Genomic DNA, 26,380 nt, shown 5'->3' with positions numbered 1-26,380 from the left:
TGCTTTTTTGGACCCGAGGGTTATTAAGATAATGGAGCAGTTTCTGTTCATTTCGATAACCAATCAATTTCACGAATACCTAATTTTTCTGTAGGAATTCGAACCATTTCGTAAAAATTGCGAAGAAACGCTTCTATTCTATTAGAGTTTTCTACGATGGTCTCTAATTGGTCAGCGTATATACTTCTTATCTCTTCAGTTCCCGCTAAATAGTATCCTTCAACCGCTTCAAAATAAGGAAGAGGGAATAACAGCCTTCCATAGAGAAGTCGCCAACCAAATGAGGTAAGTGGTTGAACACTTTCATAGTCCTGCAAAAATTGAAGAATGTTCCCTTCTACATTCTCGCTTTCCTCCCATAGAACGTAACGAATCCATTCAGCTATATCCCTTGTTCCATGATCATATACCCATTCTGTAGGAATTTTTAACCGTTTCGTAGCAGGCCATGTTTGGGATGTAAACCGCTCTTGACATATAGTTGCTGCATCAAAGTGCTTTGGTTCATCATCAATTTCTGTATCTACCACATATTGTATTGCATTTTCTGCTAAACCTAGATAATAAGGAAATGAATCAATAAACAGCGTTTCAAAAGGTGTTGTAGGATGGCTATAGAGCTTGCCCTGCCAAAATCTTTCGAGTTGATCAAGGCGCGTTTCCCATAGCGCTTTCCATTTTCCAATCCGGTTCAATTGCTCTACTTCACTAGGGTATACTCTTCCACGCTGATGAAATAGAGATAACTCCTTTCCATCTGGAAGCTGTTGCCTCTCAGCCAATCGTGTTCCTTTTAACAGGCTGTATTGTACCTTTTGTATCTCACTCACATAATAACCTTGCATATTTGGTACAAACGTAACAACCGAGAGATCACCCTGCTGCGCCATGAAATCACTTAGCTTTTTCATTTCAACCAGTTCCTCTTCCTTAAAGGAACCAACCTCAGCCAGAATGTATACTTTATTTCGTATCCAAAAACTCTTATAATTTCCTAATGTAACAAGTTCATTTACTTGTAACTGATAATAATCAAACAATTCTTGTATCATATATTCACCACCCTGCTATGATATATATGAGATTATCTTTACCTTTATTTTCATACGCCATTTTCTATGTAACTGAAAAAAGGAGTTCTCAATAAGTAAAATCGGATAAAAAATACCATACTAAGAAGAAAAGGTGATTGAATGTCAACTGGCAATGAAATTCAGGACAAAGCATTAGAACTATTACAACAGCGCGGCGTAAAAACAGAAGATATTGCTGAGCTCGTTTATTTTTTACAAGAACAATATCACGAAAACTTAACGATGGAAGAATGCCGGTTTAACGTGAGTCGTGTGTTAGCAAAACGAGAAGTGCAAAACGCAATTGTGACAGGTATTCAGCTTGATATGCTGGCTGAAAAAAAGATGTTAGATGAACCATTGCAAAGTATCGTGGCACGTGATGAAGGGCTATATGGGATTGATGAGGTTATCGCATTGTCTATTGTAAACGTCTATGGATCGATTGGTTTTACGAATTTCGGCTATGTAGACAAAGTAAAACCTGGTATATTAAAACATTTAAATGATAAATCAACTGGTTCTATTCATACTTTTTTAGATGACATTGTCGGCGCTATCGCTGCAGCAGCTTCTAGCCGATTAGCACACCGCATTGCGAATAACGAATAAAGGAAGGAGCTGACGTAAAGGGAGATCATCATCCCCATTTGCGTCAGCTCTTTTTTGCATACCCTACATTTTGATCCTAATTTGCCTTCTTTTTATTTCTTCTCATAATAAAAATATAATAAAAAACGATTGGGAACGGAAATTGTATTAAACCAATAATCCCCCAAAACCATGCATGTAACTGTAACCCCCTTTTTCTTGCATCAATAAATAAGAAAACTCCTTGGGAAAGCAATATACTAACTAATAATGTAATCTGTAACCCGCTCATCTTTCCTCCCACCAATTGATCCGTTTACTATACTGCTTATCAAAATACGTCAATAAAGGAAGGAAGACAAACACGATAAATTGTAATGCAATGAAAACGATGGACATTTTTAACAAGGATACGATAAGCCCGGTCAGCAAAACACTTGCTACCAATAAGAATATCAATATGTCGTTTCTCAGCTTGGCCTTTTGCCGCTGTTCTTGCTCGCTCATGTTCATCATAATTTCTTCTATTGTTACATTTCTTGTGGGGATTTGATCCAATTTCTGCAATTCGGTTCTTAGAGAATGATTTTGTTCATTCATCATGTGTAAGCTCCTTTCTTACATGTGCGATTCCATAATGGACGCGTGATTTAATCGTGCCGCACTTTTCCCCCGTCATCTGCGCAATTTCATCGTAAGAATAATCATAATAATGTTTTAATAACAAAGCACATCTTACATCCGGCTTCAGTTCACTAAAGCTTTCCATCATATCCGACCAACGCTCATTGATCGATTGGAGCTGCCAACTTAGCTGATGCTTTCCAGCTTCCATTTGATGATTGATCCATTCTCTTTCGTGTTTCTTCTTACGTAATAAATCAAAATACGTGCGGGTCGCTATCGTAATTAACCAGGAAGAAAAAGAAGAAGATGCATTGTACTTGTTAATATATAAAAAACATTTCATCATTGTTTCTTGAATGATGTCTTCAGTCGTTTCATGATGTAACGTCAATTTCAACAAGTACCGATACAAAAACAAATAATGCATTTGAAAGAGCGTTGCAAATGCTTCTTTGTCCTTCTGTTTAGCCCGTTCTATTAATTCTTGTTTAGACATTGTAGGTTTATGAACTCCCTCCTAAATCGTGTTCGCCAATAGGAATTGTTTTATAGCTGCTGATAAAGATGGACTCCCTTTGTTTTCAGTACACGCCATACAATCGCGTTAACAGCCAATAGGAAGAGAATAAGGCCGCAAGAAAAAGCTAGAAAATTTTGCGGTTGAAAAATCATAAAACAGCCGAAAGACAAAACGGCAACAAGAAAACCAAACAACATGGAAAGAAGTACACTTGAACTTTGTTTCACGACTATCATTGGAGAACTCCAAATAAGTTTTGGAACATATAGATTGATTAACAATCCGACGCTTGCAATTAATAGTGCATATAAAGAAGGGACAACCAGTAATAGGATGGAAGAAATAAATGATACATGATAGGTTACAGCTACAATACCTGTATCTATTACTAACAATGGCATAATGACTATTAAATTGACAGTAATTTTACTTTTAAAAATGGACCATGGATCAAGCGGTAACGATTTTGCAATCCAATAAGTTTGCCCCTCAATCGAAATGGAACAAGCTGTTGTACAACTTAAGCAGACAGAGGCTGTAAATATTGCCATGAAAATAGGAAGCTCCATTGGATAGTTAGTGGATATACCAATGAATTGTTTTAACATATCCGAACCCAAAAACGTTGTCATAATGACGAAAAATGTAAGTAATACCATGCCAAAAGAAGTGTTCAATACGTAAATATAGGAGCTAAAATACGTCCGAAGTTCTTTTCTTACTAAGGCATTGAAAATTGAGCTAGTTTTTAATGAAGTCAACTGAAACGTTTCTGCTTTATATGTTTCGGTCATTTGAGCATTAATTGACATAAACCCTTTCGAAAATACAGCAGTAAGCAACACAAAGGGAACAACGTTAATTCCTGCAAATAATAGTAAATCACCTACATGTAAATCACGTAATCCTTGCATAAATACGGCTGGTAAAAACAATAGATTTACTGTTTTTTCAATGACAGGTAACAGAGCTGTTACCTGGGTAGTAGTATTTCCACCTATAAATAATGGACCTGCAAAGAAAGCTAATAAAAGAATAAAGGAACCGATAAGCAGGACCGTATTCTGGGATCGAAATTTGGTAGAGAGTTTGCCTAATAGAAACGATACGAAAGCCCCTATCTCCATTGGTATCAATGGAATAAAAATGGTCGTGATGAGAGCAAATAGATAAAATAAAAGATTGGCATTGGTTTCGGTGCCATAGATTACAACGATTGGAATCGTAATAAGCAATGTAATTAGATAGTTCAATAGATACAGAAACAACATTTTACTAAGCAAAATAGCTGTAGAGTTCAATGGTAACGCCCATAATAAATGAAAATCTTTAAAAGCTAATAAATAGCCGGGCATCATATAAAGACATACACAAAAAATAGAGATCCAAGCAAGAATGACTGCAAAGGAAAGAAAGTACTGAAATGCCCCAATTGATTTCAGTAACGTAGCTAAACCAAACATATATAGGAAGGACATCATAAATGTGAACAGTAGCCCAACTATTAAAATAGAGGTTACCAAAGCGATGCGTCCTTTTTCGCTTTTTGTTCTTATATTAAGTAGTTTATTGAGACCGAGAGATTGGAGGATATTTGCTTTGAGTAATACCCATACATTATGCATGATTCGTCAACCCCAAAAACAGACTTTCTAATGAACCATTTCCTTTTACCTGTTGCGTTTCACCACTAGCGATAAGATGTCCATCCTTAATAATAGCAATTTTATTGCATAGTTTTTCTACAACCTCAAGTACATGGGAGGAGAAAAAGACAGCTGTTCCATTTTGACAGCATTCTTTCATAAGTTGTTTCAATTGAAAGGCTGCTTTTGGATCTAAGCCAACAAACGGTTCATCTAATATTAATAATTTTGGCTCGTGAATCAAAGCCGAAATAATGGCTAATTTTTGTTTCATCCCATGTGAATAAGCGGTCAATACATCTCCCAGCCGTTCCGTAATTTCAAATAGGTTCGCATATTGTTCAATTCGCTTCTCACGTTCGTACTTTGGAATTTTAAAAACGTCAGCAATAAAATTCAAATATTGAATACCGGTCATATTTTCGTATAAATCCGGATTATCCGGAATATAGGCAGTCACTCTTTTGCACGCTAACGGATCTGATTTTACAGACTTTCCATCAATATATATTTCCCCTTCTGAAAACTCCAGTATTCCTGCCACGCACTTCAGAGTTGTCGTTTTCCCTGCGCCATTTGGTCCGATAAAGCCATAAATATCTCCGTTTTCTATTGTCAGATTTATATCATGTATTGCCTGTTTACCACCTTTATACGCTTTGGATAAATGTTTGATATGAAGCATCGTGTTCCCTCCTTTAATCCGTATATTCGTAATACGTTTCAAGTAGGCGAATCGTTCATTTTATTTTAAAGAAAATCTTCTTAACGATGTTGTTCACCATTTCGAACTTTTACATCGAGAGGAATTTGACATATACTAATAGTTGTTTCATTACATGTTAAAGAGCATAAACTTATTCGAAGTAAACAGGGTGAAAAATGTGTCTAATTCAAAAATATTAAAAGGAACGATGCTTCTTAGCGGAGCAACGATGATTTCCCGCATTTTAGGATTTATTTACTTCTTTCCGTTTCAGCTATTGGTTGGAAAAGAAGGCGTCGCGTTATATTCGTATGCCTATTCTTGGTATGGGATACTGCTTAGCTTCTCTACAGCTGGTGTACCGATTGCCGTTTCAAAATTTGTTGCAAAGTACAACGCATTAGATGACTACAACACAAGTAAAAAGCTATATCGCTCTAGCTTGAAATTAATGCTGTTACTAGGGTTTATAGGGTTTGCCATTTTATATTTCGGAGCTCCTTACGTATCCAAGCTAATCATTCGTTCGACAACACCAGAACCTGGATTTGTGGAAAATGTAACACTTACGATGCGTGCGCTTAGTTTCGCACTTATCATCGTACCTGCTATGAGTGTAACGAGAGGATATTTCCAAGGCTTTCAACATATGAAGCCAAGTGCGCTGTCACAGGTAATTGAACAAATTGCCCGCGTCCTGTTCATATTAATTGGGAGTTTTGTAGTCACGAAAATATGGAATGGCTCGATTGCTTATTCTGTTTCGGTTGCAACATTTGGCGCAACCATTGGCGCAATAGCAAGCATAGTCGTTTTAATTATCTATTGGAGAAAATACAATGGACTGAAACCAAAGCCTGGCCAGTTGAAGACTCGTTCGTCCTACGTCCCTCTTCCCAATATGTATAAAGAATTGCTTCGCTACGCTATCCCTATTGTATTTGTAGGAATTGCGATTCCACTTTATACGCTGATTGACCAATATACCGTTGCAGATGTATTAAAGAGTACCGGTATGCCCCAGGAGCAAGCAAATGGAATATTTGCTTATGTTACGAACTATGCGCAAAAGCTGATTATGATTCCTGCTTCTCTAGCAACAGGCTTTTCCCTTAGTATCATACCTGCTATCACACAGTCCCATACAATGGGACAAACAGAAGAGCTAAAGCAACAAATTTCAAAAATTTATCAAATTCTATTGTTATTCACAATACCTGCATCTGTTGGCTTAGCTTGTATCGCCCACGATGCATTTCGAATCGTTTATGTAAATCCACAGGTCGCCTTAGAAGGATCTCCTTATTTAATTTCCTATGCGCCTTCTGCCGTTTTTAGTGCGATATTCACTGTATCTGCCGCTATCTTGCAGGGAATTGATTATCAAAAAAGAACGATGGTTGCATTTTCGATTGGAATTTTAGTTAAACTGCTTTTAAATGTACCTCTTTTATATATGTTTGGCGGCCATGGTGCTGTAATTGGTACGATACTTGGCTATTTGGTATCCGATGTCATTATGATATATTCGATAATCAAATATACAGAGTTTGATTATCGAAAGACCAGTAAGGTTATTCTTTCCATTTTGACATACTCTTTCATTATGGCTGCTATCGTTATAGTAGCTCGTCTTCTGCTATCATCATTGATTCCAGGACAAACCTATTTCAAATCATTCATTATTGTGATTGTCTGCGGTGGATTGGGTGCAATTACTTTCCTATGGCTATCCTTACGAGGCTCGTTAACTTCCGGTATACTCGGTAGCCAAATCAAGCGTATTCCTATGCTAAAACGCTTTGCAAAATCCTAACAAAAAACAGTAGCCTAGGCTACTGTTTTTTTTATTATATGTTCTCTAACCATTCTGTTAACGAATGGACAACATGGGTTGGTTGTATTTCATATTGTGACAGCTTTTCCACTGTCGTTACGCCTGTATGAACAAGAAGCGTGTTCATTCCAGCTCGTATCCCTGCTAAAATATCTGTATCATAATTATCCCCAACCATGACGGTCTCCTCGCGCTTCGTTCCAATAACCTTTAAAGCTTGATCCATAATGATGGCTTCCGGCTTTCCTATAAAGATTGGTTCTACTTGCGTAGAGATTGCGATGACCGATGTTAACGCGCCGTTGCCTGGAAGCATACCTTGCTCAGTTGGCAGTGCAATGTCTCCATTCGTGGAAATAAAAGTAGCACCATTTCGCACAGATAAGCATGCCTTCGTCAATTTTTCATAGGTAATTTCTCGATCAATACCCATTACTACATAATCAGGATTTTCATCGGTAAGAATAAAACCCTTCTCCTGTAAAGCGGCGCGTAATCCTTCTTCCCCAATCATATACACAGCAGCCTGCGGCTTACGCTCCATCATATAGTTTGCAGTTGCCATACTCGTTGTAAAGACATGATCAGGTGTTGCCGGAATATCCAAGCTCATTAATTTCTCAGCAACCTGCTCTGGCTTACGCGAAGAATTATTCGTTACAAATAAATACGGAATGTTCTTTTCCACTAATACCTTTATAAAATNCAGGTGTTGCCGGAATATCCAAGCTCATTAATTTCTCAGCAACCTGCTCTGGCTTACGCGAAGAATTATTCGTTACAAATAAATACGGAATGTTCTTTTCCACTAATACCTTTATAAAATCGCTCGCTTCTTCGATTTTCTCTTCTCCACGATACATGGTACCGTCTAAGTCGATTAAATATCCTTTATATGATTTCATATTGTTTACTCCTTCTTCAATAAGCTACATTTCTATGATAATCGATTTTATGACAGAAAAAAAACGCCTCGACTGAAGCGTTCTTGTTTTGTCACTTTTTTTGTTGGTTTTCCATTCAAGAATTACTAAAAGCAGATACCGGACCAAGCTCTTTTTCTAAATAATTACGAATACGGGAAGGATATGCTTGAATCGCTTGTATATTTGCATTCACAACAGATTCAACATGCTCATGATCCATATTCATATAATCTTGCATGAGTATTTTCCGAAGCTTGATTATTTCTTTAAGCTGTTTCCCCTGTTCTTCTAGCACAACCTTTTCATCCATTAAAATATCGATGATATCCTCATAGCTGCCAGGATCTCGCATAATAAAGCCATCAATCATACTGTTTCCAACATCTAAAATGGAATCTATCATTAGAAGTACAATTCGCTCTAATGCAAGCTTTTCAATTGATGTTTTATATTGCTTTTCATTTGTAAAAATAGTAGTAACCTCTTCTAGGCATTGAAGCATTAGTTCAATCTTCTTACGATCAACGAAATACATGAAACCACTCCTTAATAGGAAATTAAAGCCTTTTCATTCACTATTTATCTATATTTTACTTCTTTCCTTAAAAAAAATCGACTCCTTTGGATTTTATCTTTTCCCATATCTCTGATATAGTTATAATGTTGGATTTCTGAAATTGGAGGAATGTCATCTTGGATCGTGAACTTGCGTTAGAAATTGTCCGTGTAACAGAAGCAGCTGCTTTAGCTTCCGCCCAGTGGATGGGTCGAGGCAAAAAAATGGAAGCAGATGATGCCGCAACTACTGCGATGCGCACTATGTTTGATTCTGTAAATATGAATGGAACAGTCGTCATCGGTGAAGGTGAGCTTGACGAAGCACCGATGTTGTATATTGGAGAAAAACTAGGAACTACAAATGGACCAGATGTAGATATTGCTGTTGATCCGCTAGAAGGAACGAATATTGTTGCAAAAGGTGTGGCAAATGCAATGGCAGTTATTGCGATTGCAGATAAAGGAAACCTATTGCATGCACCTGATATGTACATGGAAAAAATAGCAGTAGGACCAAATTCAGCCGGTAAAATAAGCTTGGATGATCCAATCGAAAAGACTATTGAAACCGTTGCAAAGGCAAATAACAAACGAATTCGTGATTTAACCGTCATTGTTCAAGAACGTGAACGACATCAAGATATCATTGACCGTGTACGTGCGAAAGGAGCTCGTGTTAAACTATTTAGCGATGGTGACGTTGGAGCTTCTATTGCTACCGCTATCCCTACTACGGGCATTGACTTATTCGTTGGCATCGGTGGTGCTCCTGAAGGCGTAATTTCTGCTGCCGCTTTAAAATGTCTAGGAGGAGAAATGCAAGCAAGACTTGTTCCTATGACAGATGAAGAAGAGGCTCGCTGCCGAAAAATGGGACTTGAAAATCCACGCCAACTGTTAACTATGGAAGACTTGGTTGCTGGTGACGATGCCATTTTTGCAGCATCAGGTGTGTCTGATGGAGAGCTATTAGAAGGGGTTAAATTTCTAGGCGGAGATTTAGCTGAAACGTATTCCATCGTAATGCGTGCAAAAACGAGAACCGTACGATTTATTCGTGCTCATCACCATTTAGATCATAAGCCGCATTTAAATTTAAACATATAAAGGAGCGGGAATATGGGAGAACGTTTTTTTCTGTACGATGATACGGCAGTAACAAAAACGCGTTTTGTAAGCTTTATGGGGGAAAATGTAAGACATGATTTAGCATTAATCTTCTCTGATCACTACTACAATAAAGTGCTGGTCCTTGATATTCAGCGTAATAAATTTGCAATCATCGGCTCTGATGATTTAGATGAACCGGGTTATTTAGAGGTTGCGTTTGGTGTAGATGAAGATACTGCAAACGAGCTTCGTGACTTTCTTTATGAGGCTGTGCAGTAAAGTACGGAGGCTGTCTCTAGTCTATTTCAGACTAGAAGACAGCTTTTTTATTGGTTCTGGTTACATAAAAAAAACCTACGGAGAAATCATTCATTTCACCATGGGTTCCTTTTTTTAAAAGTTTATTTTTTCACCTTTTTTAAAACAAAGTATGCACATCCAAAATTACAATACTCATACAAATATTCCGATAATGTGCTAATACGTGTGTCATACGTTGCACGTTGATTGTTATCATCAAAAAATCCGCGAAGACGAAGCTGACTATAGCCCCAATCTCCAAGGATATAATCGTATTTATTTAAAATGTCCGCATAGCGGTTTTTAAATGCTTCTTCATTAAAGGCATTGTGAACTTCTTCAACCACTTCATAGAGTGTATTATTAACAATTATGCTTTTCTTCACCTCAGGCTTTTCCATCTTTCCATATTCCTTTCTATACTACTTTATCCTAATCCTATCACAAATGGCACCATCCAACAATTTCTAAATTGTAATAGACGGTGCTTAATCGATTCCTTCATTCTAATCAATCCATAACTCCGTATCAAATAAAAGGACTGTCAAACAGAAAAAGAAAGCCTTCTGTGACAGTCCCTATTGTTAATTAGCTTTCAGTTTTTCTTCCTGAGCAGCTTTCACTTGCTCATCTGCATGATACGAAGAGCGCACGAGCGGACCCGCTTCACAATGACTAAATCCTTTACTTAGAGCTACTTCCTTTAATTCTGCGAATTCTGCAGGTGTCCAATATTTTTCAACCGTTAAATGTTTCTTCGTTGGCTGCAAATATTGTCCAAGTGTCACAATATCTACAGCATTTGCACGTAAATCGTCCAATGCTTCGATAATTTCTTCCTTTGTTTCACCAAGACCAATCATAATGCTTGATTTTGTAGGAATAGTAGGCTGCATTTCTTTCGCACGACGTAAAAACTCGAGAGAACGATCATATTTTGCTTTTGCACGAACTTGATCTGATAAACGACGGACGGTTTCAATATTATGATTTAATATATCTGGTTTAGCATCCATTAGCATTTGCAAGTTTTCACGCACGCCTCCCATGTCAGAAGGAAGAACTTCAATAGAAGTGAATGGGCTTTTTCTCCGTACCGCCCGAATTGTCTCTGCAAAAATAGAAGCTCCGCCATCCTTTAAATCATCGCGTGCCACTGCAGTAATGACAACATGCTTTAAATTCATTTGTAGAACAGAATCAGCAACCCGCTCTGGCTCTTGTAAATCCAGCTCTGTCGGCAAGCCTGTTTTTACTGCGCAAAATCTGCACGCACGCGTACAAATATCTCCTAAAATCATAAACGTAGCCGTACGACGCATCGCCCAGCATTCATGGATATTCGGACATTTTGCTTCCTCACACACCGTATGAAGTCCTTCTGAACGCATCATTTGCTTCAAATTTTTATAATTATCATTCGTGTTTAGCTTAATTTTTAACCAATCTGGTTTTCGTTTATATTCATTAGATTGCATCAAATCACCCGAGCTTTCTATCATATAAGTGATATTAAATATATCATACACATTATATCGAAAGGAAGAAAAACTCCTCAATTATCTCACGCGAAAATAATTACCATCTATTTACTATTATGAAAATAAACATATATTCCACAATATAAATAGAGATGCTGTGGAAAGGATTTGATCTTGTGCTCAAAAAAATATGTCTCGTACTTTGTATCAGTATGCTTCTACCACTGGAAGAAGTATATGGTGAACCAAATAAGCAATCTATTTATACAGAAAGAATGGCTTTATATAAACAAATGGAAGCTCTATCGCTCGTACCTTGGGAATATTTTGCAGCTGTAGATCAATACGAGCGCAATATTCGAAAAGTGAGACGCGATATTCCGAAAAAAGAAAATGGTGCTATTAGCATTTACTTTAAGCCAGAGGTATGGTCTGGGCTAATCAATCCAAATCAACAAGATCAGAGCCTGTATACAATTGGCTTATTCGGTGGAATTGGACAAGATGGAGACGGCGATGGCTTTGCAGATCAATCGAATGATAAAGATGTGCTCTATACAATGGCTACGGTTCTTAGCCATTTTGGAAGCGATAAGGATCATATTAAAATCATGCTTTGGGAGCATTACAAACGCGGGAAAACCGTTGACATGATTATGGAATATGCCAATATATTTAAACACTACGGGCGCTTAGACATCGAAGGAAACGTCTTTCCACTTCCAATAAACAGCAGTCATAGCTATCGGAGTACCTTCGGGGACAAACGAAGCTTCGGAGGGAGAAGAGTACATGAAGGGACAGATATTTTTGCCAATTACGGTGTACCCGTTCGGTCAACCTGCTACGGAACGATTGAACTAAAAGGATGGAATCGCCTCGGAGGATGGCGTATCGGTATTCGTGACCTGCAAAATAATTATCATTATTATGCACACTTAGGGGGCTTTGCTAAGGATAAGGATTTACGAGTGGGACAAATTGTCGAGCCCGGAACGGTAATTGGGTATGTAGGAAGCACGGGCTACGGTCCTCCAGGAACATCAGGAAAGTTTCCACCACATCTTCATTATGGTCTCTACAAAGATAACGGCATAAACGAATGGGCTTTTGATCCCTATGCGTATTTATCGGTATGGGAAAGACAGGAACGACAGAAAAAGAAAAGATAACCACGTAGGGGCTATCCCACAATCAAAATACTGTGAAGCCCCTTTTATTTTTTACAAAGTTATAAGCTTGGTCAATCATCATGTAATAGAAAAGCCGAATCACTTCAAAAGCAGTGATTCGACTTCTTCCTTACTATGGCTGTTTTGGATTTGGAACGGGCAAAGCTGGTGTACCTCCATCTTTACTACCGCTATAATACGTCGGCACTTCTCCTTGAATTACACGCATTGCAATCGGTACATCGGTCGTTACAATCGTTTCCTTCGATTGAAACGGAATGATGACTTGCATCGTCACGTTTACCTCTAACGCAATATCCACCATAACATTGTTAATCCCATAGGGCTTCACGTCACGCTTGATATTCGTATGTACATCCCCAATGGTCGTAAAGGAAACGGGAATCTTTGGCCCTAAATTTCCTATTAACGCATTGTTTGTAATTTGACCAAGCGGAATCGCAAATACTGCCCCATTTCCTTCTTTTTGTTTTAATGTAAGCTGTGTGTTATCATCCAGTCCAAGCTTCGCCATATCTCCTTTTTCTGCTAAGCGTAAATATTGTTCAATTGACGCTGTTGTCGAAGATGAAATTCCATTCACAACCTCCGGATTGAAGTCAATCGTTGTTATCTTCCCTTGATTATCACGTTCTACAGCAATCAGCTTATCAACAGAAAAACCCGATTGAACTCTATCCTGTACAGCTTTCGTAATGATAACTGTCGCTAATCGTTTCGTTTGTGATTGTGCATACAGCATAAGCGTAGGGGTGATGCTTCGACTAATAATCCACAGACCTTGAACCGTTAATAGTAAGAAAATAAGAAAGGAAATGAGCAATACGTATCGAAACGGGAGCGGCCCTCGCCGAAATCGTGAAGTTCGAAACACACGCAAAAAAAATCCCCCCTTCTCACTTCATATGTATGCAAGATGAGGGGACATTATCTAAATCATTTTGAGCAGAGCATCTTTTCCCATCATTCCTACGGTAATGCCACGTTTTTCTGCCTCATAGGTGACAGATTCAAGCGGTGCTTCCAATAGATCCTGAATCGTTCGAACACCAACTGCTCTTGCAGCAAGTATTTCTCTATCCTTTAACTTATCATTTAATAGAGCAACATCAAGGGCACCACACATGATGTATCCTTTATCGGTAGTTACTGCTAACAGATTTGTTTTCGGTAAATGTACCGTAACTGCTAAACAAGTATGCCCGTTAATTACGAGCGGCTCTAAACTCATCATGACAAACCCACACTCCTCTTCGTACTAGACATCGTACATACACCTATAAATGTTTCTCTTTATTTCTATGAAGAAGAGTGTTCGTTTGTTACGATTTTACAGAGTGTCCTACCTCAATCAACTTTTCTCTTAATACATCACGCAATAGCTCCGGCATAAAATAGTGCTTTTCTTTCGCCACTAACAGCTCTGGATACAAATAACCAAACGTGAACATGTCAACCGTGCCAACGCTATACAGGCGCTCTAGTTCTAGCGGTTCCCCATTAATTAATACCTCTTCAAGTAAGCGTTTGTTCCCAGGAATCGTATCGGGGATAATTTCAACCCCTTCATAGATCATCTTCCCCATCACTTTCCCGCGAAAGCCTAGACCCTTAACCTCTATATGTTCAGTCTGTGGCCGCTGTGCTTTTAAGATAACCTCCCGCAACGTTTTTCCCTTTACCACAAGCCTACATGGATTAATTGGATGCGGGCAAACTCGGTGAATATCTCCTCTTGTAACAATTCCCTTCGGCAAAGAATCTAAGATTATGCCGGCATTGACCATACCTATATCAGCATGACACCATTCTTTTAAAGAAACTGCCAATAGCTTGGAAAAGTTAGAATCAGCAAACCAATCTATGACGAGGTCTTCCTTTAGCTCTACGACCTGTTCATTCATGATATGCTCACTTTCTTCTTGCAGTCTCAAAAGCATCGTTCCGGTATCTGTATAGCCATGTAGCTTCGAAGTGGCAAGAGTGCGAGCCTTCTTACGAATAATTTTCTTCGTTACGGGATTCAATCCGATTTGAACATGACCAACATGTCTTCCCCATTTGCCAACACAACATAGTAATGTACCATGCAATAGTAAGCCTTGTTCAAAAAAATGATGAGTGTGGGCACCTAAAATGACGTCTATATCATAATGCTCCGCAATATATTCATCTTCATTTCGACCTAAATGCGACAATAAGACGACGACATCCGCTTTCTCTCGCACCTCGTCCATACATGCTTCTAATGCTTCGTAAGGATCTGTAATACTCCAGCCAAGCAGCGAATAAAATACAGGATATGCTACCGTTACCCCAATACATGCTATCGTAATTCCACTTGGCAGCGTGCGAAGCTCATAGGGCTTTGCCCAAGCCGGACGAGTTCCATCCTTGTAAAATAAATTTGCTACGAGCACCGAAAATTCCGCTTCATCGTATAAATGATCTAAATCTTCCTTCTTCAGCGTAATTCCTTCATTATTTCCAATTGTAGCAAAATCGTATTTTGCTTCATTTAATAACTGGACGTTCGCTTTTCCTGCGGTCGCTTCTGTAATAGTATGAAAACGATCCACATGATCTCCTATATCTAACGTAAATACGTCTTCTCCCCTATTTACTAACCGTTCTTTTTCTTTTCGAAAAAATTGAGAGATTGGTTTCCAATTTTCAAAGTGGCTATGTAAATCATTCGTATGATACAGATGTATCGTAATCTCCTGTTCCCGCTTCAGAAAAACCCCCTCCTCTCACAACGAGTTTATCTATCCTTTATATCCTTGTTTAAAGCATATAGCTTGTACGCTTTACGGTTTCTATTACTTTATGAGCAATCATTCCGAATTATTATATACGTAAGAAAATAGTCCTTTCTTACTATTATACAAAGAAGGGGCAGCTTCTGAAAGCAAACCCTCCTGTATATTCATAAAGTAACTATTACTAACCATTACTAACATAAAGTGAAACTTCCCTCGGTGGGGGTTTTTTCTCATCCCCCACCGAGGGTTAGCCCGCCCAATTCGGGCTTTTACGGGCAGTTATCCCCCACTTAGCCCTTTTCTGATTTCTCTAAGCCTTGAAGTGGGGGTGTTACTGCCCTTAAATAGCGGGATAAGGATAAATAAAGCCGGCTCCCTAAGGAACCGGCTATTTTCTAATTGAAACGAGATGTTTTCGAACAAATGACATGATGATGAAGCTTAACCGATACTACCTTCCATCTCGAACTTGATAAGACGGTTCATTTCGACTGCGTATTCCATTGGAAGCTCACGAGTGAATGGTTCAATGAAGCCCATTACGATCATTTCCGTTGCTTCTTGTTCTGAAATACCACGGCTCATTAAATAGAACAATTGCTCTTCTGATACTTTTGATACTTTTGCTTCGTGCTCTAACGAAATATTATCGTTTAAAATTTCGTTATATGGCACTGTATCAGATGTAGATTGATTATCCATAATTAACGTATCACATTCAACATTAGCACGAGAGTTTGTTGCTTTACGGCCAAAGTGAACAATACCACGATACGTTACTTTACCGCCATGCTTAGAAATCGATTTGGAAACAATCGTAGAAGAAGTGTTTGGAGCAAGGTGAATCATTTTTGCCCCAGCGTCTTGGTGTTGTCCTTTACCAGCGATGGCAATAGATAAGGTTAAACCACGTGCACCTTCGCCTTTTAAGATAACAGCTGGATATTTCATCGTTAATTTAGAACCGATGTTTCCATCAATCCATTCCATTGTAGCATTTTCATCACAGGTTGCACGCTTCGTAACAAGATTGAATACGTTATTTGCCCAGTTTTGAATTGTTGTATAACGGCAGTATGCATTCTTTTTAATGAAAATTTCAACAACAGCGCTATGAAGGGAATTCGTTGTATAAACAGGTGCTGTACAACCTTCTACGTAGTGAACGTGTGCACCTTCATCTACGATAATAAGAGTACGTTCGAATTGACCCATATTTTCAGAGTTAATACGGAAGTATGCTTGAAGAGGTGTTTCAACCTTGATACCCTTTGGAACATAGATGAAAGAGCCGCCAGACCAAACTGCAGAGTTAAGTGCTGCAAATTTATTATCTGTAGGCGGAATAACTTTTCCGAAGTGCTCGCGGAAGATGTCTTCATTTTCACGAAGGGCACTATCTGTATCTTTAAAGACAATCCCTTGTGCTTCAAGATCTTCCTTCATATTGTGATAAACAACTTCTGATTCATACTGCGCTGAAACACCTGCTAAATACTTTTGTTCAGCTTCTGGGATACCGAGCTTATCGAATGTTGCTTTAATTTCATCTGGCACTTCATCCCAAGACTTCTCGGATTTTTCAGATGGCTTAACATAATACGTAATTTCATCAAAGTTTAAATCAGAAAGGTCCCCGCCCCATTGTGGCATGGGTAGCTTATAGAATGTATCTAACGCCTTTAAGCGGAAGTCTAACATCCAAGCAGGTTCCTCTTTCATTCGAGAAATTTCCTCTACGATTTCTTTTGTAAGACCTCGCTTCGCACGGAAAATTGAAACGTCCTTATCTCTAAAACCATATTTATAATCACCAATATCAGGCATTTGCTTCGCCATTTCTTATCCCTCCTTGTGATTCTTAATGGTGCTCATGCAATCCTTTTTCCATCGCTTTCCAAGCAAGTGTCGCACACTTAATTCGTGCTGGAAATTTGGAAACACCTTGCAACGCTTCTATATCACCTAAATCTATATTGTCATCATATTCTTTTCCAAGCATCATGTCAGAAAATACGGTTGCTAAATGCAGTGCATCTTCCACTTTCTTACCTTTAATTGCTTGTGTCATCATCGATGCAGATGACATCGAGATGGAACAGCCTTCGCCTTCAAACTTCGCATCCGTTACGATATCATTTTCTACCTTCATTGTAAGCTGAATGCGATCCCCGCATGTTGGATTATTCATATTCACAACAAGTGCATTATCTTCTAAAACACCACGATTACGCGGTTTTTTATAATGATCCATGATGACTTGTCGATATAATGTATCGAGATTATTAAAAGACATTTGTGAAATACTCCTTTGTTTTAACTAGTGATTCAACAAATGTGTCGATCTCTTCCTTCGTATTATATAAATAGAAGCTTGCACGAGCTGTTGCCGAAACATTAAGCCATTTCATTAACGGTTGTGCACAGTGGTGACCGGCACGAATAGCAACGCCTTCCATATCTACTACAGTTGCTACATCATGCGGATGAACGTCATCCATATTAAATGTAACAAGACCCGCACGATGTTTTGGACCATATATGGTAAGTCCATCTATATCTTTTAAGCGTTCCATAGCATATTGAGCCATTTCATGCTCATGTTGTTCAATGTTTTCCATACCAATTTGCTGTAAGAAATCGATCGCAACACCAAGTCCAATAGCTCCGCCGATAATCGGAGTTCCCGCTTCAAACTTCCAAGGAAGTTCTTTCCAGGTTGACTCGTATAATCCAACGAAATCAATCATTTCTCCGCCAAACTCAGCTGGCTCCATATTTTCTAAGATTGCTTTCTTTCCGTACATAACCCCAACACCAGTAGGACCGCACATTTTATGGCTGGATAAGGCATAGAAATCACAATCTAAATCCTGTACATCGATTTTCATATGCGGAGTACTTTGCGCACCATCGACTACCATAACAGCCCCATTTTTATGAGCAATCTTCGCAAGCTCTTTAATCGGGTTGATTGTGCCAAGAACATTGGAAACATAGGCAATCGAAACAATCTTCGTATTCGAAGTGATCGTTTTTTCTGCATCCTCAAGAGAGATTGTTCCATCTTCTTGAAGAGGGATATATTTTAACGTTGCTCCCTTTTTCTTTGCAACCTGCTGCCATGGAATAATGTTTGCATGATGCTCCATGTAAGAGATGACAATTTCATCGCCCTCATGAACATTGTCCATACCGTAGCTGCTGGCAATCATATTTATAGAAGTCGTTGTTCCACGAGTAAATACAATTTCTTCTACCTGACGAGCATTAAGAAAGTTTCGAACCTTTTCACGAGCTGCTTCATAAGCATCTGTTGCTTTTGTTCCTAATGTGTGCACCCCGCGGTGTACATTAGAATTATATTCTTTATAGTACGTACTAAGCGCTTCAATCACTTGAATTGGCTTTTGCGACGTTGCCGCATTATCTAAATAAACAAGCTTTTTTCCATTGACTTGTTGATCTAATATAGGAAACTGCTTACGTATTGCTTGCACATCCATTAGCGAACTTTCCTTTCTATAACCTCAGTAAGCTGAGTTTTCACTCCTTCGATTGGAAATTCATTCACAACTGGAGCTAAGAAACCATGAATGACTAGACGTTCCGCTTCTACTTTGTGAATGCCTCGGCTCATAAGATAGTATAATTGTGTAGGATCTACACGACCAACCGATGCTGCATGGCCAGCCATTACATCATCTTCATCAATAAGAAGCATTGGATTTGCATCACCACGTGCTTTCTCATTTAACATAAGAATACGAGATGCTTGTTCTGCATTGGCTTTAGATGCGCCATGTTCAATTTTCCCAATTCCATTAAAAATAGCTGTTGCGTTATCTTTTTGAACACCATGTTTTAAAATAAATCCTTCAGAATGCTTTCCATGGTGAATGATTTTTGTTGTAAAGTTTTGCGTTTGCTCACCGCGGCCGATTGTAACCATTTTTGTATCTCCAAATGAACCGTCGCCTTTTAATTGCGTTGTGTTCTCGGAAATCGTATTGCCATCATTCATTAATCCAAGTGCCCACTCTAGTCTTGCATCGCGACCTACAATACCAGCTCGATTCACATAGGTTGTAATCCCTTTCGCAAGCAAGTCTACTGCGCCAAATTTCACTTGGGCACCTTGCTCAAGCACAACTTCAGCTACAATATTTGCAACACCTGTAATGGATTCATTTGCTATATAGTTTTCTACATAAGTAAAGGAACTATTAGTATCCCCAACAACTAACACATGGTTGTAAACGTTTGCTACCTCTCCATCAACAATATAAATCGCTTGAAGAGGGGATTCTAATACAACATTTTTTGGAACATAAACGAACGCTCCGCCGTTTAAAAATGCTGCATGTAGTGCAGAAAGACGATTTGTATCTACTTTTACTGCATCCTTCATGATATATTTTTGCAACAATTCACTATGCTCTTGTGCTGCTGTAAGAATATCTGTAAAAATAACGCCTTTTTCTTTTGCCTCAGCAGATAATTCTACATAAGCTTTCGTATTGCTACGTTGTACAAGTATATTCTTTGTATCTTCAGTTAATAGCTTCTTTATATCATCAGATAGCTCATCTAAAGAACGAATAGGCTCTTGGTTGGATGGCTTACTTACACCAACAAAGTTCCATTTATCAATCTTTGTTTTGTCAGGCTTTGGCATTGGTAGATTTTCAGCTTGTGCAAGAGCTTGCAAACGGAACTCTGTCAACCAAGCTGGCTCTGTGCTTGCTAGCTGACGAATATATTCTTGATCCTGTGCTGTACCGATTGTCATGGTTATCCTCCTCACTTACGCTTCTTGCTCTACGTCGTCTTCAATTCCTAGTTCTTTTTTAATCCAATCGTATCCTTCTGCTTCCAAACGCTCTGCAAGCTCAGAACCGCCAGATTTCACAACTTTTCCGTTCATCATGATGTGTACAAAGTCTGGAGTAATGTAGTTTAACAAGCGTTGATAGTGAGTGATAATTAAGCAGCCTAGCTCTTCTCCGCGCATTTCGTTAACACCTTTGGAAACAACCTTTAGTGCATCGATATCAAGACCGGAGTCAATTTCATCAAGAATTGCAAATCTTGGCTGGATCATCATCATTTGTAGAATTTCGTTACGTTTTTTCTCGCCACCAGAGAATCCTTCATTTAAATAACGTTGTGCCATCGCAGAATCCATTTCAAGGAATTCCATCTTCTTATCTAGCATACGAATAAATTTCATAAGAGAAATTTCATCGCCTTCTTCACGGCGCGCATTTATTGCAGAACGTAAGAAGTCTGCGTTTGTTACTCCGCTAATTTCACTTGGGTATTGCATAGCTAAAAATAGACCTGCACGAGCACGTTCGTCTACTTCCATTTCTAATACATTTTTGCCGTCAAGCGTAATGCTTCCAGATGTAACTTCATATTTTGGATGTCCCATAATTGCAGAAGATAGAGTAGATTTACCTGTTCCGTTCGGTCCCATGATTGCATGGATTTCTCCGCCCTTAATTTCCAAGTTAACTCCCTTTAAAATCTCCTTGCCATCAATGGATACATGCAAGTCTTTAATCGTTAAAGTAGAACTAGCCATCATATTACCTCCATTTATCTCTATCTAAAATGATAATTAGTTTAAAACGTTTCTAATTCTCATTGTATTCTCAATACAATATTATATCAAATGAAAAGATTTATCAAACCGAAAAATGTTAAAAAAAATTCAAAATTCATCTTGTGAAACTCTTTACATTTCATAAATATATTTATCCATTCTTTTCAATTCAAAACATCCCGATAGAAAAAGCCAAGATAGCTCTACCCGAGTCAATCTTGGCTTCATTCTTTTTTAAATTATTCATTTACAGGAATTACGGCACCTTTATATTTCGTGTTAATGAAGTCTTGGATTTCTTTTGAATGCAATACTTTTACAAGTTCTTTCACTTCTGGTTTATTTTCATCACCTTTTCGAACTACCAGTACGTTTGCATAAGGAGAATCTTGTCCTTCAAGTGCAATTGCGTCTTTTACAGGGTTTAAACCAGCATCAATCGCGTAATTCGAATTAATCATAACGGCATCGCCTTCGTTATTTTTATAAATTTGAGGCAATAAACCAGGTTCAACATCCGTTTTAAATTTTAGGTTTTTAGGATTTTCTGCAATATCTTTAAAAGTTGCGTTAACAGGATCTACGCCGTCTTTTAGTTTAATTACCCCAGCTTTTTGTAGTAAAGCTAATCCACGGCCGTGGTCTGTAACAGAGTTACTCATAATGATCAATGCATTATTCGGTAGATCTTTTATATTCTTATATTTTTGAGAGTAGAATCCAATTGGTTCAAGATGAATTTTGCTTGCTATTGCAAAATCGTACCCCTTATCTTTCATTTCCTTTTCTAAATATGGAATATGTTGAAAGTAATTTGCATCTAGTTCTTTGCCCGCTAATGCTTGATTTGGCAATACATAATCTTGGAATTTCTTAATTTGCAGATCAATGCCCTCTTTAGCTAATATTGGCTTTGCCTGCTCAAGAATTTCAGCATGCGGAACGTTCGACGCACCGACTACTAATTTCTTTTGCGGAGTACTACTACCACAAGCTGATAACGCGAATACAATAATTGCAATAAGACTTAAAGATAATAGTTTTTTCATTTGCATACTCCCCTTTTACCTTTTTATATAAAAGCTCTAGAAGTTACTAGAGTATTTACCGTTTATCAATACGAGCTGTAATAAAATCGCCAATAAATTGAATGATAAAAACAATAAGCAAAACCAAAATAGTTGCAACGAATGTTACATCATTATGAGAACGCTGAAAACCATCTAAATAAGCTAATGTTCCTAATCCTCCAGCACCTACAACACCGGCCATCGCTGTATAGCCAACGAGTGCAATTGTTGTTACTGTAATACCTGATACCAATGCAGGAAGTGATTCTGGGATAAGTACTTTAAAAATAATCGTACTCGTTTTCGCTCCCATTGCTCTTGATGCCTCAATCACTCCTTTATCAATTTCACGGAGTGCCATTTCCACCATCCGTCCATAAAACGGGGCAGCGCCAATAATTAAGGCTGGCAATGCTGCTTCTGCTCCAAGCATGGTACCTACAATCAACTTCGTAAATGGTATGAGTAAAATAATGAGAATAATAAAGGGTATGGAACGAAAGATATTTACAAAAGCGCCAATTATTTTATTGAGCACACTGTTTTCCCATAGGTTTCCCTTTGCTGTCATAAATAGTAGCAATCCAAGTAAAAGTCCAAACACAAAGGTTGCCAATGTTGAAATGGCTGTCATGTATAGGGTCTCACCTGTAGCTTGCCATATGTCGCCCCAATCAACGTTTGGAAATAGACTATCCATGGTAAATTACCTCCATCTCAATCTTCTGCTGTTTAATGTAGCTCAGTGCCTGTTCAATTTCTTCCGATGATCCATTCAAATGAACGACTAAATTGCCATAAGAGCCGTTTGATGTTGGAGAGATTTTACCTTGTAAAATACTGACGTTAACTACGGTGTTACGAATGAGTTCAGTAATAAAAGGTTGCTGAATATGATCCCGTACAAATTGCAAGCGAAGGACAACACCACTAGGATATTTTTGTAACAATGCTTCAATCGTTTCTTCTGCACCTGAAGTCGTTGTAACTTGCGATACAAAACGTTTCGTAATCTCTTGTTGTGGTTTGCGAAATACTTCTAATACCTCGCCGATTTCCACGATCTTTCCTGCATCCATAACAGTTACACGGCTACAAACCTTTTGAATGACATGCATCTCATGGGTAATTAACACAATAGTTAAGCCAAGACGTTTATTTATATCGAGAAGTAAATCTAAAATTTGATCAGTCGTTTCCGGATCCAGCGCAGAGGTTGCTTCATCGCATAGCAGCACCTTTGGATTATTGGCTAGTGCCCTAGCAATGCCAACCCGCTGTTTTTGACCACCGCTCAGTTGCGAAGGATAAGCATTTTCGCGTCCTTCTAGTCCTACAAGATGAATTAATTCATTTACCCTTCGTTCCCGTTCTTCTTTGCCTACACCAGCTATTTCCAAAGGAAAAGCTATATTTTCACAAACTGTTCTTGACCAAAGCAAATTGAAATGTTGAAAAATCATCCCGATTTCCCTGCGTGCAAGGCGTAATTCTTTTCCTTTAATAGCCGAAATAACCCGTCCTGCTACTGTAATTTTCCCCTCAGTAGGTTGTTCCAATTGATTTAGCATACGTAATAAAGAGCTTTTTCCCGCACCGCTATAACCGATAATACCGAAGATTTCACCTTGATGAATTTCTAAATTCACATCTTGTACTGCTGTAATGTTGCTATTTTTCGTACGGTACAACTTTTGTACTTGTTCTAATAGAATCATTTGTATTTCCCCCCAAGCTGTCTAAGAATAATAAAAAACCCTTTCTACAAAAAATGAGCAGAAAGGGTTAAAGCATTCTATATCCTTTCTCTCATCTCTCAAAGCATACTTGCTTTGCAGGAATTGGCACCATATCAGCCGAATGCTGACGGTTGCCGGGTTTCACAGGGCACAGTCCCTCCACCTCTCTTGATAAGAGCAAATCAGATTGTTACGTCTGATTTCGTATTGTTATGAAATTTTCACGATTGCATTTTTAATATTCTATCAATTTTATAACTAGATGTCAATATGTTGATGTAACATTTACGTACAATTAGTAGAATTATGACAAATAAAGAATACGGACTCTAATAAAAGTAAGATACGAAGTGAACCCTCATAAACGATTCCCTGCCTTCGAAGTAATGTTTGTAAAGGAATCTCTCCTGTAAATAAAGAATGAAGATCGCGTTCTGTTTTAATATGTAACGTATAGGTGGCAGGTTCTTCCTTAAATACAGAAAGGCCGTACTGAGAAATATGCAGATTATAGCGTTCCTCCTCGTATCGAAGTATTACATGAAATGGCTCTGAAGGAAGAAGAGGTTGAATAAGCTGTTGTTCATTTGCATCACCCACAAAGACTTGCAATAATGAATAAAGTTTCATTTTATTCACTCCCGCATGCTTAGATTGTAGCGGTTCTTGTCACTTCTTTCTTATTATCCCGCTTTAACGGGCAGTAAGACCCCCACTTCAATGCTTATAGAAATGCGAGAAGGCTAAGTGGGGGACAACTGCCCGTAAAAGTCCGTATTGGCCTTTGCTAACCGAGGGAAGTTTCACTTTATTTCCTAAGAAATATGTCGAAGCGACAATAGATGTCGCCTATGCAATTAATGATTTTAACTCATAATACAAATACTCTACTGATTGAAACGCATATACCCTTTTTTGTAACTGACCATTTTGAAAAATAAACAAGCACGGAACACTCTCTATTTGATACGTAGTAGCAAGATGAGGTGCATAATTTAGGTTAATCTTTCCGATAGACAGTGATGGCAAGGTGGCTTCGACTATCGTGATCATTTTACTAGCAAGCTGGCATGTCCCACATAAAGGTGTGTACACATACAATATTGCTAGCTCATCCTGTTCAATTCGTTCCGTAACTTCATCTGCTGTCCATTCATGCATGGTAATCATCCTTACTATAAATATTCCGGATAAATGTCGATATCCGCTTTTACTAATACGGTTGCAAGATGCTGAAGTGGGGCCGTTGCAACTTCTCGATACGACCGATCAATGTATAAATGCTCTGCCTCTGGAAGCTCCCGCATAAATTGTTTTCTCAGCTTTTCTCCGGAATCGTCTGAGTCTACCAGTATATATACTTCTTTATCTTGAACTTCATCAACTAATTCATCAAGCTTTGCCAAACTAATCGTTCCATTTGTACATACAATTTCAACAGGCTCTTTAATAATCGATGCAATTTTTTGTTTATCAGATTTACCTTCTACAATAATTACTTTTTCTACTTCTTTCACGCAGCATCACCTGACTAATATGGACTATAGTTCACCTTTAGTATATAGTATATTCTTTCTTTTCATGTTGTTTCCTGTTTGATTTTTCCGAATCAGATAGCAAATATCTTTGGGACCATCATGTACGTATAAATGCAAAAGAGGAAGCAGCACATGTGCTGCTTCCTCTTTTGCTTGGGTAAACAGCACCCACGCCAATATTCCTATTCTATTCTTCGCTTATTAATGCTTCGTATTTTTCAGCTGAAAGAAGATCTTCCAACTCACTAGCATTACTAGGCTCTAACACAACCATCCAAGCATTCTCATATGGAGACTCGTTAACAAGCTCAGGACTATCATTTAATTCTTCGTTTATTTCTATAACCTTACCGCTAATAGGCGCATATAATTCAGAAACAGTTTTCACAGATTCTACGCTGCCAAATGGCTCATTTACTTTCAATTCTGTGCCAACCTCAGGTAGTTCTACAAATACAATATCGCCTAATTCATGTTGTGCAAAATCCGTAATACCTACCACTACTTTATTACCATCAACCTTTACCCACTCATGTTCTTCAGAATAACGATATTCTTTTGGAATACTCATCCAATTCCCCTCCATATAACGTTAAAATTATAGTAATACCAAATCGGTGATCACTAACTATTTTTTCCACATATCCCCAAATTGTTCTTCATTGAAACCTACTGTTACATGATTACCATCTGTTATGATTGGGCGTTTAATTAGCATGCCATCTGATGCTAGCAGTTCCAGCATCTCATCTTCGTTCATTGCCTTTACCTTATCCTTTAATCCAAGATCCCGGTACTTCATACCGCTCGTATTAAAAAATTTCTTAAGCTCTAAACCGCTTTTTGTATAGAACTGCTGTAGCAATTCTTTACTTGGCGGATTTTCTATTAGATGAATTGCCTCATAGGAAACATGATTCGCATCTAGCCACTTTTTTGCTTTCTGACACGTTCCACACTTTGGATATGTATAGAATGTTACCGTCATTCTTTCACCCACCTTTTCTTATCATCCATTCTATCATACGTATATCTATTTTTCCTATACAGCTATTTCACAAAATATTCGTAATCCTGAAAAACATAATA

30 protein-coding genes, 2 pseudogenes and 1 riboswitch are annotated in these 26,380 nt (G+C 38.2%); of the genes and pseudogenes, 5 read left to right on the top strand and 27 right to left on the bottom strand.

All coding sequences use genetic code 11. From position 1 onward, the window contains the following. Window positions 1-47: 47 nt before the first annotated feature. On the bottom strand, window positions 48-1,052 hold the full coding sequence (gene yutH / locus ACM5BR_RS13785) for a spore coat putative kinase YutH (RefSeq protein WP_416828530.1): 1,005 nt from the start codon (window positions 1,050-1,052) through the stop codon (window positions 48-50). A gap of 141 nt (window positions 1,053-1,193) precedes the next feature. On the opposite strand from yutH, the gene ACM5BR_RS13780 reads away from it, so the two are divergent. Beyond that, window positions 1,194-1,685 (top strand): phosphatidylglycerophosphatase A family protein, encoded by a 492-nt coding sequence (locus ACM5BR_RS13780; protein ID WP_416828529.1) that lies wholly within the window; start codon window positions 1,194-1,196, stop codon window positions 1,683-1,685. A 76-nt stretch (window positions 1,686-1,761) separates the two neighbouring features. Here the strand turns inward: ACM5BR_RS13780 and ACM5BR_RS13775 are convergent, their stop codons facing one another. From ACM5BR_RS13775 to ACM5BR_RS13755, 5 genes are read right to left on the bottom strand one after another with little or no spacing between them, the layout of a single operon-like run. After that, on the bottom strand, window positions 1,762-1,956 hold the full coding sequence (locus ACM5BR_RS13775; protein WP_416828528.1) for a transcriptional regulator: 195 nt from the start codon (window positions 1,954-1,956) through the stop codon (window positions 1,762-1,764). Continuing rightward, window positions 1,953-2,267 (bottom strand): YxlC family protein, encoded by a 315-nt coding sequence (locus ACM5BR_RS13770; protein ID WP_416828527.1) that lies wholly within the window; start codon window positions 2,265-2,267, stop codon window positions 1,953-1,955. Before ACM5BR_RS13770 ends, ACM5BR_RS13775 begins: the two co-directional genes overlap by 4 nt. Then, window positions 2,257-2,787 (bottom strand): RNA polymerase sigma factor SigY, encoded by a 531-nt coding sequence (gene sigY / locus ACM5BR_RS13765; protein ID WP_416828526.1) that lies wholly within the window; start codon window positions 2,785-2,787, stop codon window positions 2,257-2,259. The genes ACM5BR_RS13770 and sigY overlap by 11 nt, the downstream gene beginning before the upstream one ends. Before the next feature lie 50 nt (window positions 2,788-2,837). Further along, complete coding sequence (locus ACM5BR_RS13760) at window positions 2,838-4,436, bottom strand: hypothetical protein (RefSeq protein WP_416828525.1); 1,599 nt, start codon at window positions 4,434-4,436, stop codon at window positions 2,838-2,840. Continuing rightward, complete coding sequence (locus ACM5BR_RS13755; protein WP_416828524.1) at window positions 4,429-5,142, bottom strand: ABC transporter ATP-binding protein; 714 nt, start codon at window positions 5,140-5,142, stop codon at window positions 4,429-4,431. Before ACM5BR_RS13755 ends, ACM5BR_RS13760 begins: the two co-directional genes overlap by 8 nt. A 199-nt stretch (window positions 5,143-5,341) precedes the next feature. Between ACM5BR_RS13755 and ACM5BR_RS13750 the strand changes: the two genes are divergently transcribed. Next, the gene (locus tag ACM5BR_RS13750) at window positions 5,342-6,979 is read left to right on the top strand and encodes a putative polysaccharide biosynthesis protein (protein WP_416828523.1); all 1,638 of its coding nucleotides are present in this window, start codon (window positions 5,342-5,344) and stop codon (window positions 6,977-6,979) included. 34 nt (window positions 6,980-7,013) lie between these two features. On the opposite strand, the pseudogene ACM5BR_RS13745 reads toward ACM5BR_RS13750, so the two are convergent. The 3 genes and pseudogenes from ACM5BR_RS13745 to ACM5BR_RS13735 form a co-directional block, all read right to left on the bottom strand. Continuing rightward, window positions 7,014-7,685: pseudogene (locus ACM5BR_RS13745) on the bottom strand (TIGR01457 family HAD-type hydrolase); the annotation flags it as partial. A 124-nt stretch (window positions 7,686-7,809) separates the two neighbouring features. After that, window positions 7,810-7,905: pseudogene (locus ACM5BR_RS13740) on the bottom strand (TIGR01457 family HAD-type hydrolase); the annotation flags it as partial. A gap of 115 nt (window positions 7,906-8,020) precedes the next feature. After that, the gene (locus ACM5BR_RS13735) at window positions 8,021-8,461 is read right to left on the bottom strand and encodes a DUF86 domain-containing protein (RefSeq protein ID WP_416828522.1); all 441 of its coding nucleotides are present in this window, start codon (window positions 8,459-8,461) and stop codon (window positions 8,021-8,023) included. 158 nt (window positions 8,462-8,619) lie between these two features. Between ACM5BR_RS13735 and glpX the strand changes: the two genes are divergently transcribed. Then, a complete protein-coding gene (gene glpX / locus ACM5BR_RS13730; RefSeq protein WP_416828521.1) occupies window positions 8,620-9,591 on the top strand; it encodes a class II fructose-bisphosphatase in 972 nt (323 codons plus the stop codon). A 12-nt stretch (window positions 9,592-9,603) separates the two neighbouring features. Further along, entirely contained in the window at window positions 9,604-9,873 is a 270-nt protein-coding gene (locus ACM5BR_RS13725; protein ID WP_416828520.1) for a DUF3055 domain-containing protein, read from the top strand. Between the two features lie 122 nt (window positions 9,874-9,995). Here ACM5BR_RS13725 and ACM5BR_RS13720 read toward each other — a convergent pair whose 3' ends face one another. Together ACM5BR_RS13720 and lipA are read right to left on the bottom strand one after the other, a co-directional pair. After that, on the bottom strand, window positions 9,996-10,295 hold the full coding sequence (locus ACM5BR_RS13720) for a YutD family protein (protein WP_416828519.1): 300 nt from the start codon (window positions 10,293-10,295) through the stop codon (window positions 9,996-9,998). 183 nt (window positions 10,296-10,478) lie between these two features. Beyond that, window positions 10,479-11,372: a lipoyl synthase gene (lipA, locus tag ACM5BR_RS13715; RefSeq protein WP_416828518.1), complete on the bottom strand. Its 894-nt coding sequence runs from the start codon at window positions 11,370-11,372 to the stop codon at window positions 10,479-10,481. Window positions 11,373-11,551: 179 nt separating this feature from the next. On the opposite strand from lipA, the gene ACM5BR_RS13710 reads away from it, so the two are divergent. Then, entirely contained in the window at window positions 11,552-12,547 is a 996-nt protein-coding gene (locus tag ACM5BR_RS13710; protein WP_416828517.1) for a M23 family metallopeptidase, read from the top strand. A 133-nt stretch (window positions 12,548-12,680) separates the two neighbouring features. Here ACM5BR_RS13710 and yunB read toward each other — a convergent pair whose 3' ends face one another. The 16 genes from yunB to ACM5BR_RS13630 all read right to left on the bottom strand — a co-directional run bounded on the left by yunB (window position 12,681) and on the right by ACM5BR_RS13630 (window position 26,279). Further along, entirely contained in the window at window positions 12,681-13,448 is a 768-nt protein-coding gene (gene yunB, locus ACM5BR_RS13705) for a sporulation protein YunB (protein ID WP_416828516.1), read from the bottom strand. Between the two features lie 51 nt (window positions 13,449-13,499). Continuing rightward, entirely contained in the window at window positions 13,500-13,802 is a 303-nt protein-coding gene (locus ACM5BR_RS13700) for a YunC family protein (protein ID WP_416828515.1), read from the bottom strand. An 88-nt stretch (window positions 13,803-13,890) separates the two neighbouring features. Further along, the gene (locus ACM5BR_RS13695; RefSeq protein ID WP_416828610.1) at window positions 13,891-15,288 is read right to left on the bottom strand and encodes a bifunctional metallophosphatase/5'-nucleotidase; all 1,398 of its coding nucleotides are present in this window, start codon (window positions 15,286-15,288) and stop codon (window positions 13,891-13,893) included. Window positions 15,289-15,774: 486 nt separating this feature from the next. Continuing rightward, window positions 15,775-17,172, bottom strand: a complete 1,398-nt coding sequence (sufB, locus tag ACM5BR_RS13690; protein ID WP_416828514.1) for a Fe-S cluster assembly protein SufB — start codon at window positions 17,170-17,172, stop codon at window positions 15,775-15,777. 22 nt (window positions 17,173-17,194) lie between these two features. Further along, on the bottom strand, window positions 17,195-17,629 hold the full coding sequence (gene sufU, locus ACM5BR_RS13685) for a Fe-S cluster assembly sulfur transfer protein SufU (protein WP_416828513.1): 435 nt from the start codon (window positions 17,627-17,629) through the stop codon (window positions 17,195-17,197). Continuing rightward, complete coding sequence (locus ACM5BR_RS13680) at window positions 17,619-18,839, bottom strand: cysteine desulfurase (protein WP_416828512.1); 1,221 nt, start codon at window positions 18,837-18,839, stop codon at window positions 17,619-17,621. Before ACM5BR_RS13680 ends, sufU begins: the two co-directional genes overlap by 11 nt. Continuing rightward, complete coding sequence (sufD, locus tag ACM5BR_RS13675; RefSeq protein WP_416828511.1) at window positions 18,839-20,125, bottom strand: Fe-S cluster assembly protein SufD; 1,287 nt, start codon at window positions 20,123-20,125, stop codon at window positions 18,839-18,841. Before sufD ends, ACM5BR_RS13680 begins: the two co-directional genes overlap by 1 nt. A gap of 15 nt (window positions 20,126-20,140) precedes the next feature. Next, on the bottom strand, window positions 20,141-20,923 hold the full coding sequence (gene sufC, locus ACM5BR_RS13670) for a Fe-S cluster assembly ATPase SufC (protein WP_416828510.1): 783 nt from the start codon (window positions 20,921-20,923) through the stop codon (window positions 20,141-20,143). A gap of 260 nt (window positions 20,924-21,183) precedes the next feature. Further along, window positions 21,184-21,993, bottom strand: coding sequence for a methionine ABC transporter substrate-binding lipoprotein MetQ (gene metQ / locus ACM5BR_RS13665; protein WP_416828509.1), 810 nt, complete (start codon window positions 21,991-21,993; stop codon window positions 21,184-21,186). 55 nt (window positions 21,994-22,048) lie between these two features. Continuing rightward, the gene (locus ACM5BR_RS13660) at window positions 22,049-22,714 is read right to left on the bottom strand and encodes a methionine ABC transporter permease (RefSeq protein WP_416828508.1); all 666 of its coding nucleotides are present in this window, start codon (window positions 22,712-22,714) and stop codon (window positions 22,049-22,051) included. Continuing rightward, a complete protein-coding gene (locus tag ACM5BR_RS13655; protein ID WP_416828507.1) occupies window positions 22,707-23,732 on the bottom strand; it encodes a methionine ABC transporter ATP-binding protein in 1,026 nt (341 codons plus the stop codon). The genes ACM5BR_RS13660 and ACM5BR_RS13655 overlap by 8 nt, the downstream gene beginning before the upstream one ends. Window positions 23,733-23,820: 88 nt before the next feature. Next, window positions 23,821-23,931, bottom strand: a riboswitch (SAM riboswitch). Between the two features lie 107 nt (window positions 23,932-24,038). Further along, on the bottom strand, window positions 24,039-24,383 hold the full coding sequence (locus ACM5BR_RS13650) for a hypothetical protein (protein WP_416828506.1): 345 nt from the start codon (window positions 24,381-24,383) through the stop codon (window positions 24,039-24,041). A gap of 219 nt (window positions 24,384-24,602) precedes the next feature. Beyond that, complete coding sequence (locus ACM5BR_RS13645) at window positions 24,603-24,914, bottom strand: thioredoxin family protein (RefSeq protein WP_416828505.1); 312 nt, start codon at window positions 24,912-24,914, stop codon at window positions 24,603-24,605. A gap of 14 nt (window positions 24,915-24,928) precedes the next feature. Then, window positions 24,929-25,270: a toprim domain-containing protein gene (locus ACM5BR_RS13640; RefSeq protein ID WP_416828504.1), complete on the bottom strand. Its 342-nt coding sequence runs from the start codon at window positions 25,268-25,270 to the stop codon at window positions 24,929-24,931. Window positions 25,271-25,478: 208 nt separating this feature from the next. Next, window positions 25,479-25,862 (bottom strand): glycine cleavage system protein GcvH, encoded by a 384-nt coding sequence (gene gcvH / locus ACM5BR_RS13635; RefSeq protein WP_416828503.1) that lies wholly within the window; start codon window positions 25,860-25,862, stop codon window positions 25,479-25,481. A gap of 57 nt (window positions 25,863-25,919) precedes the next feature. Beyond that, on the bottom strand, window positions 25,920-26,279 hold the full coding sequence (locus tag ACM5BR_RS13630) for an arsenate reductase family protein (RefSeq protein ID WP_416828502.1): 360 nt from the start codon (window positions 26,277-26,279) through the stop codon (window positions 25,920-25,922). Window positions 26,280-26,380 lie beyond the last annotated feature (101 nt).

Source organism: Ectobacillus polymachus, assembly GCF_048159605.1.
In the GTDB taxonomy this organism is placed as follows: domain Bacteria; phylum Bacillota; class Bacilli; order Bacillales; family Bacillaceae_G; genus Ectobacillus; species Ectobacillus polymachus.
The sequence above is the reverse complement of the archived record's forward strand: the minus strand, read 5'-3'. Positions and strand labels throughout refer to the sequence as shown.